The sequence below is a fragment of the Paenibacillus sp. FSL R10-2199 genome (genome assembly GCF_038000235.1).
Classification (GTDB): domain Bacteria; phylum Bacillota; class Bacilli; order Paenibacillales; family Paenibacillaceae; genus Paenibacillus_AQ; species Paenibacillus_AQ phytohabitans.
In genome coordinates this window covers 6,229,906-6,245,658 of the sequence record NZ_JBBOBO010000001.1, presented here as the reverse complement: position 1 = coordinate 6,245,658, position 15,753 = coordinate 6,229,906, and the positions used below count along the sequence as shown (strand labels likewise).

At 52.8% G+C, this 15,753-nt stretch carries 12 protein-coding genes; 11 read left to right on the top strand and 1 reads right to left on the bottom strand.

What is annotated here, in order from left to right; all coding sequences use genetic code 11:
• Window positions 1-24: 24 nt before the first annotated feature.
• From NYE33_RS27585 to NYE33_RS27550, 8 genes are all read left to right on the top strand, one after another.
• The gene (locus tag NYE33_RS27585) at window positions 25-1,536 is read left to right on the top strand and encodes a sugar ABC transporter ATP-binding protein (RefSeq protein ID WP_076246796.1); all 1,512 of its coding nucleotides are present in this window, start codon (window positions 25-27) and stop codon (window positions 1,534-1,536) included.
• 7 nt (window positions 1,537-1,543) lie between these two features.
• Complete coding sequence (locus NYE33_RS27580; protein ID WP_042135944.1) at window positions 1,544-2,584, top strand: ABC transporter permease; 1,041 nt, start codon at window positions 1,544-1,546, stop codon at window positions 2,582-2,584.
• Window positions 2,574-3,542 (top strand): galactofuranose ABC transporter, permease protein YjfF, encoded by a 969-nt coding sequence (yjfF, locus tag NYE33_RS27575; RefSeq protein WP_042135946.1) that lies wholly within the window; start codon window positions 2,574-2,576, stop codon window positions 3,540-3,542. The genes NYE33_RS27580 and yjfF overlap by 11 nt, the downstream gene beginning before the upstream one ends.
• Window positions 3,543-3,630: 88 nt before the next feature.
• Window positions 3,631-4,671 (top strand): ABC transporter substrate-binding protein, encoded by a 1,041-nt coding sequence (locus NYE33_RS27570; protein ID WP_256703980.1) that lies wholly within the window; start codon window positions 3,631-3,633, stop codon window positions 4,669-4,671.
• 241 nt (window positions 4,672-4,912) lie between these two features.
• Window positions 4,913-6,820 carry a carbohydrate-binding protein gene (locus tag NYE33_RS27565; protein ID WP_340946687.1) on the top strand — a complete coding sequence of 636 codons (1,908 nt, stop codon included), beginning with the start codon at window positions 4,913-4,915 and terminating at the stop codon, window positions 6,818-6,820.
• 23 nt (window positions 6,821-6,843) lie between these two features.
• On the top strand, window positions 6,844-7,923 hold the full coding sequence (locus NYE33_RS27560) for an endo-1,4-beta-xylanase (protein WP_336101094.1): 1,080 nt from the start codon (window positions 6,844-6,846) through the stop codon (window positions 7,921-7,923).
• A 509-nt stretch (window positions 7,924-8,432) separates the two neighbouring features.
• Window positions 8,433-9,113, top strand: a complete 681-nt coding sequence (locus NYE33_RS27555; RefSeq protein ID WP_341068406.1) for a hypothetical protein — start codon at window positions 8,433-8,435, stop codon at window positions 9,111-9,113.
• A gap of 270 nt (window positions 9,114-9,383) precedes the next feature.
• Window positions 9,384-10,577 (top strand): IS256 family transposase, encoded by a 1,194-nt coding sequence (locus tag NYE33_RS27550; protein ID WP_042133759.1) that lies wholly within the window; start codon window positions 9,384-9,386, stop codon window positions 10,575-10,577.
• 571 nt (window positions 10,578-11,148) lie between these two features.
• Here NYE33_RS27550 and NYE33_RS27545 read toward each other — a convergent pair.
• Window positions 11,149-11,982, bottom strand: a complete 834-nt coding sequence (locus tag NYE33_RS27545; RefSeq protein WP_341068404.1) for an AraC family transcriptional regulator — start codon at window positions 11,980-11,982, stop codon at window positions 11,149-11,151.
• Between the two features lie 211 nt (window positions 11,983-12,193).
• On the opposite strand from NYE33_RS27545, the gene NYE33_RS27540 reads away from it, so the two are divergent.
• The 3 genes from NYE33_RS27540 to NYE33_RS27530 are packed head-to-tail and all read left to right on the top strand — an operon-like array spanning window position 12,194 to window position 15,680.
• Window positions 12,194-13,177 carry an ABC transporter permease gene (locus NYE33_RS27540; protein ID WP_341068402.1) on the top strand — a complete coding sequence of 328 codons (984 nt, stop codon included), beginning with the start codon at window positions 12,194-12,196 and terminating at the stop codon, window positions 13,175-13,177.
• A 17-nt stretch (window positions 13,178-13,194) separates the two neighbouring features.
• Window positions 13,195-14,076, top strand: a complete 882-nt coding sequence (locus NYE33_RS27535) for a carbohydrate ABC transporter permease (RefSeq protein WP_076246789.1) — start codon at window positions 13,195-13,197, stop codon at window positions 14,074-14,076.
• 32 nt (window positions 14,077-14,108) lie between these two features.
• Window positions 14,109-15,680 carry an extracellular solute-binding protein gene (locus NYE33_RS27530; protein ID WP_341068401.1) on the top strand — a complete coding sequence of 524 codons (1,572 nt, stop codon included), beginning with the start codon at window positions 14,109-14,111 and terminating at the stop codon, window positions 15,678-15,680.
• The last annotated feature ends 73 nt before the right edge of the window (window positions 15,681-15,753 follow it).

Here is a 15,753-nt window from a genome sequence, read left to right as displayed (position 1 = left end):
GGAGAATGAGGAGTGGATGCAACCATGAGCACGCAGCTGCCCATACTGCAAATGACCGGGATTCATAAACGGTTTCCGGGTGTAAAAGCATTGACTAATGTGAACCTCCGCCTGTTCCCTGGTGAGGTTCATGCCTTGATGGGGGAGAATGGTGCCGGCAAGTCAACGCTGATCAAAGTATTGACCGGCGTCTATTCCATTGATGAAGGCGGCGTAGAAATGGAGGGTGCGCCCATTTCCCTGCACAGCCCGCAGGAATCGCAGGCTGCGGGAATCAGCACAGTATATCAGGAAGTCAATCTGTGCCCCAATCTGACCGTTGCCGAGAACATCTTCATTGGCAGAGAGCCGCGGAGATTCGGATGCATTCTATGGAAGGAAATGAATCTGCGCGCTGCGGAGCTGCTCCGGGAACGGATGAATCTGCAGATCGACGTTACCCTTCCGCTGCATATGTATTCCGTAGCGGTTCAGCAGCTGATCGCAATCGCCAGAGCGCTGAATATTTCAGCCAAGGTACTGATTCTGGACGAACCGACCTCAAGTCTGGATCAGAATGAAGTGGAGCAGCTGTTCCGCATTATGAGGAAGCTGCAAAAGGATGGTTTGTCGATATTGTTTGTCACGCATTTTTTGGATCAGATGTACGAAATCTGCGACCGGGTAACCATCCTGCGGGGGGGTGAACTTGTCGGTGAATATAGGGTTAAGGAGCTAACCCGGCTGGATCTGGTCTTAAAAATGATCGGCAAGGAGCTTAATTTGCTGGAAGAGCTGCCGGGTCTGGCAGCAGAATACAAGGATGCCCTGGGTGATGAGCTGATCAGGGCTGAAGGGCTGGGCCGCAAAGGCGGGATTGAGCCGTTCGATCTGTCGATCCGCAAGGGTGAGGTAGTAGGGCTGGCAGGACTTCTCGGTTCAGGGCGGACTGAGGCAGCCCGGCTGTTCTTCGGTGCCGACAAACCGGATTCCGGGCAATTGAAGCTGGCGGAATCAGGAGGTGGGGTACATTCGCCGCGGGAGGCCATTGGACGGCGGATCGCCTTCTGCTCCGAGAACCGCAAGACAGAGGGGATTATCGGCGATCTGACGGTAAGAGAGAATATTATCCTTGCGCTGCAGGCCAAGTACGGCACGTTCAAGACCATCTCCCGCAGGCGGCAGGAGGAGATGGCTGGAGAATATATCCGCATGCTGAATATCAATCCTCCGAATCCCGACCTGCTGATCAAGAATTTAAGCGGCGGAAATCAGCAGAAGGTTCTCCTGGCACGGTGGCTGCTGACGGAGCCTGAGCTGTTCATTCTCGATGAGCCGACACGGGGCATCGACATTGGAGCCAAGGCGGAAATTCAAAAGCTGGTGCTGACGCTCTCACGGCAGGGCATGTCATTCCTGTTCATCTCCTCCGAGCTGGAGGAAGTGCTGCGGGTCAGTGACCGGATCGCTATCTTGCGCGACCGCCGCAAAGTGAAGGAAATTTCGGATAAGGACATGAGCCAGCAGCAAATTATGCAGGCGATTGCGGGAGGCTGACACGACCATGAGCCAACTGGTAAAACATCATTTATTCTGGCCGCTGTGCGTTCTGGCTGTACTGCTGCTGTTCAACCTGTGCTATTCGCAGGACTTCTTCTCGATTACAATCCATGACGGACACTTATACGGAAGCCTGATTGATATTCTTAACTTCGGAGCACCGCTTATTCTGGTGGCCATTGGGATGACACTGGTAGTGGCAACCAAGGGCATCGACCTGTCTGTCGGCTCCATTGTCGCTATATCCGGCGCCATTGCCTGCCTGAGCATCAGCCAAGCTTCAGACCCGAATGCCTTGGGTCTGATTCTAACCTCGGTGCTGCTGGCAGCAGGTTTGTCGCTGATGCTTGGCGCATGGAACGGTCTGCTCGTCTCCGGGGCCGGAATTCAGCCGATTATAGCCACGCTGATTCTGATGGTTGCAGGGCGGGGGATCGCCCAACTGGTTACAGGCGGACAGATTATTACGGTAACCAGCACGAAATATGCCTATATCGGGTCCGGCTCACTTGCTGCGCTGCCATTTTCAATATTTGTCGTAGCCCTGGTTCTGGTCATTGCCGTGCTGCTTACCCGTAAGACAGCGCTGGGCCTGTTTATAGAATCGGTGGGCTGCAATCCGGCGGCCAGCTCCATGTCCGGTATCCGCGCCCGCTGGGTTATTCTGTCGGTGTATGTATTCTGCGGTTTATGTGCCGGCATTGCCGGACTATTGCTCAGCTCGAATGTTTCCAGCGCTGACGGCAATAACGCCGGACTCTGGTATGAGCTCGACGCTATTCTGGCAGTAGTCATTGGGGGGACGTCGTTGAACGGCGGACGTTTTTATCTTACAGGTACCGTAATCGGTGCGCTGATTATCCAGACGCTGACCACAACCATCTATATGATCGGCGTCCCGCCGGAAATTACACTGGTCGTCAAAGCTTTGGTCGTGCTGGCGGTCTGCCTGATCCAGTCGGATACCTTCCGGGCCGCTATTGCCGCCCGCTGGAAGCCGCGGCATTATCCCGCAGAGAAGGAAGTGACCCGTCATGTCTCTTAACCGCAAGTTTATTCCGATTGTGGTCACCATCGCGCTGTTCCTCGTCATGTTCGCCGCCGGTTCCTTCCGGTATACCGGATTCTTCTCCCTGCAGGTGCTGATGAATCTGCTTATCGACAATGCCTTTCTGCTGATTACGGCCGTTGGCATGTCCTTTGTCATTCTGTCAGGCGGCATTGATCTCTCGGTCGGCTCTATCATTGCCTTGTCGACCATGGTCTCCGCAAGCCTGGTGCAGCAGCAGGGGTGGCCGCCGGCTGTTGTTATTCCGCTGGTGCTCCTGATGGGTGCGTTGTTTGGCAGCATTATGGGAGCGATCATTCATTATTTTGCAATCCAGCCGTTCATTGTAACGCTGGCGGGAATGTTCCTGGCCCGGGGTTTATGTTATGTAATCAGCATTGATACCATTACCATTGATAATTCCTTCTATACCGCCATTGCCCAGACGAGAATCCCGCTGCCGGGCGGCAGCTTTCTCTCGATCAGCGCCATTATTGCTCTTGTTGCCGTTGCTGTGGCGATCTTCACCGCCCATTACACCCGGTTTGGCCGCAATGTGTATGCGCTTGGGGGCAATGAGCAATCGGCTCTGCTGATGGGGCTTCCGGTGGCAAGAACCAAGGTGCTTGTCTATACGCTCAGCGGATTGTGCTCGGCACTTGCAGGAGTGGTCTTCACCTTTTATATGCTGTCGGGTTATGGGCTTCATGCCGTAGGCTTTGAGCTGGATACCATCGCGGCTGTCGTCATTGGCGGAACACTGCTGACCGGCGGTGTAGGTTATGTGCTGGGCACCTTCTTCGGTGTACTCATCCAAGGTGTGATTCAGACCATTATCAGCTTCGAGGGCACACTCAGCTCTTGGTGGACCAAAATTGTTATTGGCCTGCTGCTGTTCATTTTTATCCTCCTGCAGCGGGTGTTAAGCTCAAGGCGGTTGACTCTTAAAGAATAAGAAGATTGGATGGGGAGACAAATAATTCTTGTCTCCCCATGTTTTTGCTATATAATTGTAATCGCTATCATATGAAGGAGGGGTCCTGTTGAGAACGGCCAAGGGGTGCCTGGTTCTGCTGCTGTTACTGCTGCTGGGCGGCTGCTCAGGCAGCGGAGGCAACAATACGCAGGCATTGATGATGCCTCATCATTCTCCTGCAGTGAATCCCGGCTTGCTGCCGCCGGCAGATAGAGCCATGGCCAAGCCGATTGTGCTGGGCTTCTCCCAGCTTGGGTCGGAGAGTACCTGGCGGGAGGCCAATACCGCTTCGATCCGGGAAGCCGCCGGGGAGGCGGGGATTACCCTCATCCTGAAGAACGCCGAACAGGATCAGCAGCAGCAGTTCGATGCCATTCGTGCCTTTATCCGGAGCGATGTTGATGTCATAGCGATTGCTCCTGTGGTTCAGACCGGCTGGGAACCGATTCTTCTGGAAATCAGGCAGGCAGGGATTCCGGTTATTATTGTGGACCGTTCAGTCAACGTGGAGAACAGCTCGCTCTATGTCACTTTTATCGGTTCTGACTTTTATGAAGAAGGGGTAAAGGCAGCCAAATATGTGATTGATAAGATGCGCCATCATAGCGAAGCCATCCATATCGCAGAATTGCAGGGTACCGTAGGCTCGACACCGTCGATTGACCGTGGGCGCGGGTTCCGGAAGATGCTCGGGGATAAGCAGGACCTCCGGATTACAATGACTGCCCCGGCAGATTTCACACAAAGCGGCGGCCGTGAGGTAATGCGGACTTTTTTGCAGCAGCCGAAGGAGCAGTGGCCCCGGGTGCTCTTTGCACATAATGATGATATGGCTATTGGTGCGGTGGAGGCTATGAAGGAGGCCGGTATTGTACCGGGAAGCGATATTATAATAGTTTCAGTGGACGGCACACGGCGGGCATTTGAGCAGATGGCGGCGGGAAGTATTAATGCTGTTGTCGAATGCAATCCGATGCTGGGTCCCCTGCTGATGCAGGCAGTCAAAGAGATTATGGCTGGCCGGACGCTGCCCAAGCGAATGGTAACGCCGGAGGACATTTACACGCAAGAACTGGCTGGTAGGGAGATAGATAACCGTAAATATTGAAGAAGCAGCCTGGCGCTTTTGCTCCGGCTTTTTTTTTGCAGATAAAACGCCAAAAAAATTCAACTTTTCAAACAAAAAACTACATTGTTCCAAGCCGGAATCTATATTAAGATGATCTCAGATAACAAATATTAGTAGATTTGTCCAAAGAATGCTAGAAGGGAGGGGCTGCCGGGCGACCGTTATTTGTGCGGCAGCCGATTGAAAGGGATTACCAATTAATCTTAATGGAGGTATGCCGATGTTTAAAAAGCTCTTGGTCATTGCAGTAACCCTTGTGTTATTCCTGAACGGTCTGCCCTTGATGTCTGTGTCTGCTGCAAACAATGCCACGGCCAAGCAGCCGGGGAATTCCAATCCCCTGATGGATCACAAGCTGGGTGCCGATCCTTTCGCACTGACGTATAACGGAAGAGTCTATGTCTATATGTCCAGTGATGCTTACGTCTATAACAGCAACGGAACCGTGAAGGACAATGATTTCAGCGCCCTGAACAAAATCAATGTCATCTCCTCGGCGGATATGGTGAACTGGACAGATCACGGCGCCATCCCGGTGGCCGGAGCCAATAATGTCAACGGCAGCGCCGGCATTGCCAAATGGGCCTCTCTCTCCTGGGCGCCTTCGGCGGCGGTGAAAAAAATTAACGGCCAGGATAAATTTTTCCTGTATTTTGCAAACGGTGCATCAGGCATCGGCGTGTTAACGGCGAATTCTCCGATTGGCCCCTGGTCGGACCCGCTGGGCAAAGCGCTGGTGACAGGGGCTACACCCGGCATGTCCGGGGTGACCTGGCTATTTGATCCGGCTGTCCTGGTGGACGATGACGGCAGCGGATATCTGTATGCAGGCGGGGGTATCCCCAACACTTTGGACCCGGCATCCATAGCCAATCCCCGGACAGCCCGTGTGCTGAAGCTGGGTGCGGATATGACGAGTATTGTTGGAAGCGCATCCACCATTGATGCCCCTTATATGTTCGAGGATTCGGGCATTCATAAGTATGGCGGCAAATATTATTACTCGTACTGCTTCAATTTCTCCGGCACACACCCGGCTGCCTATCCGGCCGGTGAAATCGGGTACATGGTGAGCAACAGCCCGATGGGGCCTTTTACGTATACCGGACATTTCCTGAAGAATCCGTACACCTTCTTCGGAGTAGGCGGCAACAACCACCATGCGGTATTTAACTTCAACAACCAATGGTATGTAGTGTACCATGCCCAGACCGTAGCGAAGGCTGTACTCGGCGATGGCAAAGGCTACCGCTCACCGCATATCAACAAGCTTGTCCATAATGCGAACGGGAACATTCAGGAGGTTCAGGGAGACATGGCGGGCATTGCCCAGATTGCCAATCTGAATCCGTTCACCAGAGTGGAAGCCGAAACCATCGGCTGGAATGCAGGCATAGCTACTGAAGCTACTCAGGCTGCAGGCGGCCCTGTAAGCAATATGAATGTGACCAGCATTAACAATGGGGACTGGATTGCCGTAGGCAACGCGGATTTCGGTTCCGGGGCAAGCAGCTTCAAGGCTAATGTGGCCTCCGCCACAGGCGGCAAAATTGAAATCCGGCTGGATAGCGCAACAGGCACACTCGCAGGCACGCTTGATGTACCGTCTACCGGAGGCGCGCAGACCTGGAAAGAGGTTGAGACCCCTGTCAGCAATGTGACAGGTGTTCACAGACTCTACCTGGTATTCACCGGATCAGGCTCGGGCAATCTGTTTAATCTGGATTACTGGCAGTTCTCCACGGGCACCACTGCTCCCGGAACGGGAAGCAAAGTGGAAGCAGAGGATATGACCCTCAGCGGCACTTATGCGGGCAAGATCACTTCTCCGTTCAGCGGGGTAACGTTGTACGGGAATGATGATGCTGCTGCGTTCAATCAATATTTTGCCTATGGTACCCATAATATCTCAGTCCGTGGGGCTTCCAGCAGCTCCGCCGCAGCCAGGGTCGATTTGCAAATTGGCGGGGTGACCGTTGGCTCCTTCTACTTCAGCGGAACCACACCTACCGTGCAGACCTTGTCCAATGTGGCCCACGGCACCGGAAATCAGGAGGTTAAGCTGATCGTAACTACGGACAATGGAGCCTGGGATGCTTCTGTGGATTATATTGAATGGAGCTTATAATCGCCAAAGGAGATGGATTCAAATTGAAGAACAATATTAAAAAGCTTGTAGGCGGGCTGGCTTTAGCCGGCATATTACTCTCATCCGTCATGTCGGGGAACGCCAGTGCTGCGCTTACCAATGGGCCGAAGTTCCTGGGGAATATCATTGCAGGCAGTGCTCCTGCGAGCTTCGCCACCTATTGGAATCAGGTGACGCCTGAGAATGCAACTAAATGGGGAGCGGTTGAAGGCAACCGCAATAATATGAACTGGGGCGGTGCGGATACTTCCTATAATTATGCGGTAAGCAGAAACCTCCCCTTCAAGTTCCATACACTGGTCTGGGGAAGCCAAGAGCCTGCATGGGTTGCCGGCCTGTCGGCGGCAGAACAGAAGTCGGAGGTCAGCGCATGGATTACCGCAGCGGGACAGCGTTATCCTAAGTCGGCCTTCGTGGATGTCGTCAATGAACCGCTGCATGCCAAGCCCTCTTACCGCAACGCCATCGGCGGCGACGGAAGTACTGGCTGGGATTGGGTGATCTGGTCCTTCCAGCAGGCCAGAGCCGCGTTCCCGAACGCCAAGCTGCTCATCAATGAATATGGCATTATTGGTGATCCAAGCTTGACCGATAAATATGTGACGATTATCAACCACTTGAAGTCCAGAGGTCTGATCGACGGCATCGGCATTCAGTGCCATCATTTCAATATGAATACAGTTAGTGTCTCTACCATGAATACTGTGCTTGGTAAACTGTCCGCAACAGGCCTGCCTATCTACGTCTCCGAGCTGGATATGACCGGTGACGACAATACACAGCTGGCCAGATATAAGGAGAAGTTCCCTGTGCTGTGGGAGAATCCTGCGGTGAAAGGCGTGACCCTCTGGGGCTACATCCAGAATCAGACCTGGGAACCGAATACGCATCTGCTGAATTCTAACGGATCAGAGCGTCCGGCGCTGAAATGGCTCAAGCAATACCTGGGCGGCTCGTCGGCTCTCATGGAAACAACGGACAGTCAGGATATCACGGATAGTGTGATCCAGCCGGACAGTGTGGTCGAGCCAGAGCTTCAACTGGATCTCCAACCAGTGCTGGAACCCGTTCCGGCTGAGTAAGCTGAAGCAGGCCTTCAGCATAAGGGCTGTTGCCAAAGTGTGAACAAGGCTGTTTCTGATGCGTGAATATGGCTGCTCCCCATGCGCGGTAAGACGCGCCGGGAGCAGCCTTTTTGTGAGATGGGCAGTACGGAGGCGCGAGGGCCGAATGTAAGCGAAAAACCGACACATTGGGGAGTGCGGAGGCGTGTGGGCGGAATGTAAGCGAAAAACCGAACACATTGGGGAGTGCAGAGGCGTGCGAGCGGAATGTAAGCGAAAAACCGAACACATTGGGCAGTGCGGAGGCGTGTGGGCGGAATGTAAGCGAAAAACCGAACACATTGTACTTGTGTAGCTGGACCATAAGGTCTTCTGAGATCTTCATCTTGCGTTCGCTGACCAAAAGTGGCACACTAGTAATAGATGCAGTAAACGTGGCAAAGAATGCCCCGCTCCCTTCTCTTTAAGAAGGCGGCGGGGTTTTGTGCGTTTAGAGATTAATTTTATTGCAGAGCGGGGGAATTGGAGTGGGATTTACAGAAGAACATGACCATTGGTTAAGCAATCATTTGAAACGAAGAAAGGGGGAGCGGCTTGATGCGCTAAAGCGGGGACACAGCTACGGCAACCGCTTATTCGTGGAATATGTGTGGTGGCCGCTTGTTGGATATTTTCAGGGACTCCATCCGGAATATGAAGTTAAGGACTGGCGTGGGAGATCGTATTTTATTGATTTACTGTGGAAGGTCGGTTCCTCGCGTATTGCATTTGAGATTATGGATTATGGATCGCATGGCACGGACCGGAGCAAATACCGGATGGACTTGAATCGCGGTCTCTTCCTGCAATCACAGGACTACATGGTTCTCTATATCTCGCTGGATGAGATGAAAGACAATCCGCCTTTTGTTCTCTCCACAACGCGGAACGTTCTGGCTCCTTATTTGTCGGCCGGAACTGCTAATAAAAGAAAAGACAAATCCTATTCTCGAATTGAACGAGATCTGATGCGGTTAGCCATCCGTAACCACCGTGTCCTCCGTCCGGGTGATGCCGCGAGAGAACTTGAGCTACATAACACGACAGTTATTAAATACAGCCGTATGCTGGTGGATAAGGGGAAATTTCGCCCTGTAGCGAGAGGGATATCTCCACGGGTTACATACTACGAGTACATAGGTACCATTCAAAGCCCGGATTTGGTCTGAAGAATAGTACAACCCGGGATGTAAGCGAAAAACCGAACACATTGGGGAGTGCGGGGGCGTGCGAGCGGAATGTAAGCGAAAAACCGAGCACATTGGGGAGTGCTGGGGCGTGCGAGCGGAATGTAAGCGAAAAACCGAGCACATTGGGCAGTGCGGGGGCGTACGAGGATGGCGTAAAATAAGTTGTGTACCAGTATTTGGAGCCTAGTCAGGCAACAAAAAAGTAGGGTATCCTCAGGATTGCGAAACCACCAAGGAGGAACCCTACCAATGACTATTTTACCCGAAAGCTCACTGAATAATCTATTTGAAAAACTTGTTAACGATTTTGTGAAAGACCACTTGGAGTCCATCATGCGTGCAGAAATGCAGGCGTTCATGGCGAGCGAGGAAGCAGGTACACGCAATAGCCGTAACGGATACTACACCCGAAACCTGCACACGAAATACGGCAATCTAGAGGACCTGGAGGTCCCCCGCGACCGCCAAGGATTGTTTCAAACTCAGATGTTTGAGCCGTACCAGCGGCGGGACGGGTGGCTGGAGGAAGCGGTCATCCAGATGTATAAAAGCGGCATGGGGACGCGGGATGTGGCCCGGTTTATTGAAAGTATGTTTGGAAGCCATTACTCTCCAACGACCGTTAGCAACATTACGGCTACCGTCCTGGACGACATCCACCAGTGGCAGAAACGGCCGCTGAGCAAGCGCTACAGCGTGATCTACCTGGATGGGCTGTACGTGAAGCTCAAACGGGGTACGGTCCGCGGTGAGGTCGTTTATTTTGCGATGGGGATTGACGAAGAGGGACAACGTCAAATCCTCGGGTTCTACGTCGGCGGTCAAGAGAGTTCGAACGGCTGGCGCGAGGTGCTGAAAGACCTGTACGACCGTGGAGCGCAGGAGGTGTTGCTCGGTGTGTTTGACGGGCTTCCCGGGCTGGATGCGGCCTTTAAAGAGACGTACCCGCAGGCGGATGTGCAGCACTGTGTGGTGCACAAGGTGCGGGCCACGTTCCCCAAAATCCGGATCGAGCACAAAACCGATGTCCTTGAAGACCTGAAGACCGTGTATACCGCACCGGATGAGGTCGTGGCCCGGGCTAACTTTGATACGGTCAAAGCCAAGTGGAACAAGCTGTATTCGAAAGAAATGAAGTCCTGGGAGGAGCAGTTGTGCACACTCCTGACGTTCTACAAGTACCCGGAGCCCATTCGCAAAGCGATCTATACGTCGAATCCGATTGAGCGAATGAACAAGGAAATCCGCAAACGCCTGAAACCGATGAACAGTTTGACGAATATGGATGCGGCAGAGAAAATCGTGTATCTCGAAATGCTCGACTACAATGAACGTCATGGGCAGCGGGTCGTTCCTGGCTTTGGGATGGAACCCGTCAAAAAGAAGCTAAACGAGTTATTTGAAGCACGCTACCCTTCCTTGCCTACACCCGAAGAAGAATAGCGGATGAATCCAGTTTCTGGGGGTCGGGGTTCCCCGCCCCCAGAAACACCTGCACCCCCAACCCGTAACCCGGGGAGGTACTTCTACTCTCTTACACAAACTTCTTGACGCTACCCGTACGAGCGGAATGTAAGCGAAAAACCGAACACATTGGGGAGTGCGGGGGCGTGCGAGCGGAATGTAAGCGAAAAACCGAACACATTGGGGAGTGCGGGGGCGTGCGAGCGGAATGTAAGCGAAAAACCGAACACATTGGACACTGCGGAGGCGTATGGGCCAAATGTAAGCGAAAAACCGAACACATTGGACGCTGCGGAGGCGTATGGGCCAAATGTAAGCGAAAAACCGAACACATTGGGCAGTGCGGAGGCGCGTGGGCCAAATGTAAGCGAAAAACCGAACACATTGGGCAGTGCGGAGGCGTGTGGGCCAAATGTAAGCGAAAAACCGAACACATTGGGCGGTGCTGAGGTGTATGGGCCAAATGTATGCGAAAAACTTAGCACCCGCACCAACATCGCTCACCCGCACAGGTAAGTTATCCCCGCGCCCACCAAGGCATCCGCCAATCTCACCCCCCACCCCCATCCGCCGGAGGAAGTACATTCCCCTCCCTATACACCTTCCTGTACTGTGACGGCGTGTAAGAAGTAACCTTCTTGAAGATCTTAGAGAAATACAGCGGGTCGTGGTAGCCGACCGAATAAGCCAAGGATTTCACAGATAACCGGGACTCGCCCAGCAGCCCGCAGGCCCGCCGAATCCGAAAGGCGGTGAGATAGCCTGAGATGGAGGTGCCCGTCTCTTTCTTGAACAGCCGGAACAAGTAGCTGCGCTCGATTTTGACATAATCTACAACATCCAGAACCGACAAGGCAGATTTCCAATAGTTCCTCTCCACATATGCCTTGGCTGAACCTACATAGTCTTTCTTGAGGGAAGCCTGTTCGCTTGGATAATACTCCATGTAATAGGTTAACAACAGGCGAAATCCGGCATCCGACCGCTCCCGTTCATACGGCTCGATTGCATTCGCCTCGACTCTATCGAACATGGGCTTGAGGTCCTGCGGAGCAGCCGTTACAACGGGGTGATCCGGTGATATATGAATCATGTCCAGTAACCGCAAAGCCTCCGTTCCGCCACATTCAATCCAGCAATACGCCCACGGGTCTTGTGGATCAGGGTAATAATACACCTCCATCTGCGGGAAAATCACAAAGCTGTCGCCGGCCTCCAAAGGAAAAACCGCCTGGCTTGTCTTCAAATAGCCCCTGCCGCTTACGATATAATGCAGGGCATATACATCACGGACGCCCGGTCCCCATCTGTGCAGATTGGGTGGCTTATACCCGTTCCCCTTCACCAGCGGACCCTCGCTGAGTCCGTATTCCTTAGCGTTCATAGTCAGCACCCGTATCCTTCAACAGTATGATACTACTAGGGTAAAGCAATCTGATGAATAAAGATAGATCGCTGAGCCGGTACCGCACTTTAAATGGATAGCAACGCCGGTTCAATAACCGCATGTAAAAATGATAACGCTTTCTTAAGAATGTTGGCTTACGCCCTCCCTGGGCTCGAAGGTAAACTAAAGGTACGAGGGAGGAGCGAATATGGAATTGCAAACACAGGTAAGGAGTCCCGGGACCGGCGGAAGCCGGCGGTCGTTTTTATGGAAGCGTTTCAAAAAACAGAAGGTATTGCATTTGTTCGTCGGGTTGGGCATGATCTATCTGCTGATCTTCGCCTATACTCCAATGTTTGGTATTCTGATGGCCTTCAAGGATTACAGCATCTCCGGCGGGATTAAAGGGATCTTCACGAGTGAATGGGTCGGCTTGGAGTATTTCGATGAATTCGTGCATGATTATCAATTCGGCAAGCTGGTCCGCAACACGCTGGTCCTTAGTCTGCTGAAGGTCATCTTCGCCTTCCCGGCGCCGATTCTGCTGGCTATAATGCTGAATGAAGTGAAGCACATGGCCTTCAAGCGGTTGGTGCAGACGATCAGCTATCTGCCGCATTTTATCTCCTGGGTAGTCGTGGTTGGCGTATCCTATGCCTTCCTGTCCGCCGATGTCGGTGTGGTCAATAAGGCGCTGATGGCGATAGGCTTCACGGATGAGCCGCTGGCCTTCCTGACCAGTCCGAATTACTTTTGGGGGCTGGCGGTAGGGAGTGCGGTCTGGAAGGAGATGGGCTGGTGGACGATTATTTTTCTGGCGGCGATATCGGGGATCAGTCCTTCCCTCTATGAGGCTGCTGAGATTGACGGTGCCGGAAGGCTGGCGCGTATCCGCTATATTACCCTGCCGGGGATGAAGGGAACCATTGTTGTTGTGCTTGTTCTGACCATCGGAAGTATTCTCGGCGGCGGACTGGTGGGCTCCAACTTCGAGCAGGCCTACCTGTTCGGCAACAGTATCAATAATCCAACCTCTGAGATTGTCCAGACCTACGCATTCAGGGTGGGGCTAAGCGACGGGCGGTTCTCCTATGCAGCGGCGATAGATTTAATTCAATCAGTGATTTCGGTAGCCCTGATTTTCTCCAGTAACTATATTGCCAAACGGGTGTCAGGCTCAAGTCTTTTTTAGAGAGAGGAGGAAAAGCTGTGCTGAAGAGTCAGCGGCAGAAGGATGTTGTTTTTGACAGCGTGATCTATGTGGTATTGTTCATTATTATGCTCACGATGCTGTATCCGTTCTATTATGTGTTAATTGCTTCCTTCAATAAAGGCTCGGACTCGCTGCTGGGCGGTGTGTATCTGTGGCCCCGGAACTTTACCCTGGAGAATTACCGGGTGTTCATGGATGATCCCAAGTGGGTGAAGGCATTCCTGGTCTCCGTACTGCGTACGGTTTCCGGCACCTTGCTCGGACTGCTGCTCACCAGCATCGTCGCTTACGGCCTGTCCCATCGTGATCTGTTGTTCAGCAAGGTCTATTTCACAGTGATCGTATTCGCCATGTACTTCTCCGGCGGACTGATCCCTTATTATGTGGTGCTGCGTTCACTCGGCTTGCTTAATTCCTTTGCGGTGTACATTGTCCCGTCCATGCTCAGCACGTTCTTCCTGCTCATTGCGATCTCGTTCTTCCGCGAGATTCCTGCTGAGCTAAAAGAGTCTGCGCATATAGACGGGGCCGGCGAGCTTACGATATTCTTCCGCATCATCCTGCCGGTCTCAACACCGGTGCTTGCGACCATGGCCTTGTTCATGGGGGTCGGGCAATGGAATTCCTGGCTGGATTCAGCCTATTTCGTCCAGTCCGAAGAGCTGCGCACGCTGGCCTTCCGCATGATGGAGGTCATCAACAAGAGCAACTCTCCGATGGATTCGCTGGCGGTAGCCAACAGTGTCTCGGCGGGTGTCACCAGCTTCTCCTTGCAGGTCACTTCAATGGTCGTGTCCATTGTTCCGATTATCTGTGTGTACCCGTTCCTGCAGAAGTATTTCGTACATGGCATCATGCTGGGGTCGGTAAAAGGTTAGACCATTATTAATTCAATCATGGAGGGATTAGCTTGAACAAAAGCAGAAGCTTCAAGATGGTTGCAGCCGCACTCTCAATTGCCGTATTATCCGCCTGCGGCAGCGGAGGAAATGCCGTCCAGGTCGCCCCGTCCGTCAGTCCGGACGCAGCAGCAGGCGGGAATTCTCCGGCCAAACCTGCGGAAGTGAAGGAATTGAGCCTGTTCATTGATGCGTCGTGGTACCCGGTTACGGAATGGAAGGGCCCGGTCGCCGACATGATTACCGAGAAGACGGGAGTGAAGCTCAAGGTTACGGTCGCTACCGATGATAAGCAGCTTCCGCTGATGATTGCCTCCGGTGACCTGCCGGACCTGGTGTTCACCTCTTCCAACATAGACCGGTTATCCGACTCGAAGCTGTCATATTCCTGGAATGAGCTGATTGAGAAATATGCGCCGGATTTCAAGATTGACAAGACCCGGATTGCCATCCATACCATGGATGACGGCAAGTTCTATACCGTGCGGAATTCCTTTGCGACCCAGGAGGAGATGAAGAATAGTAAATATTCGTTAGGCAGCGACGGCAACCCGGGCATCGCGGTGCGGGAGGATATTCTGAAGGAGCTGGGGAATCCGCCGATCAAGACCCTGGATGATTTCGTCAAGGTGCTGGGCATGGTCAAGGAGAAATATCCCGAGATGGTCCCGCTGATCATGGACAAGGACTGGATTGAACAGTATTTCCTGGCCCAGTTCGGTACGGAGACCCTGCTCGACGGCTGGTATGAACAGGACGGCAAGGTGGAGTATGCGATCAGGCAGCCCAAGATGCTGGACTTCTTCAAGTTCATGAATAGCCTGTACCGCAATGGCTATATCCTGGCTGAGAATTTCGCACTGGCCAATGACCAGATTGATGATCAATATGCTACGGGCGGCAAAGCCTTCGCCCATAGCCATACCGTATCCACCGCAGATACCGATAACATCAAGATCAAGAGCAATCAGGGGAACTTCTCCTTCAAGATGCTGCCAAGCGTATTGTCGAAGGATGCCAAGGTAGTCAGTTCAGGACTCGGCTTCTCCGGAACCTTCATCACCAAGAAGAATAGGGACCCGGAGGCCTCCATCAAATTCATCCAGTATCTGGCCAGCGACGAGGGCAAGAAGCTGACGATGTTCGGAGTCGAAGGGATACACTGGACCTGGAATGAAGAGGGCCACCCCGACTTCAAATATAATCCGTCCGATGCCGATTTTGTGAACAGCAACGGGATTAAGTGGTGGTATCTCTATAACGATGGGGTTACCGAGGGCATGCTGTCTTATGTTCCTGAGCTGCAGAAGACGCAGGCGCTGATGGATCTGAAGTCCGTCAGAGTCTATAAGCCGGAGATCGGGCTGATCCAGACCCAGCCGGATTCACAGGAGAAGACCATCAAGACAAAGATTGACGAGATGGTCAAGAATGAGAAGGTCAAGATCTATCTGGCAGAATCGGAAGAGGCGGCAGTCGCAGCCTATGAGAATATGGTGAAGAATGCAGAGAACATAGGGCTGCAGAAGCTCACCGACTGGGCGAATACAACCTATCAGAAGAAAAAAGAATTATTCAAGTAAGGGAATTCCTGCCGGTAGAGACCTGTCTCTACCGGGTTTTACATGTTCATGGTAGGATTAGAAAAAAAGAAGT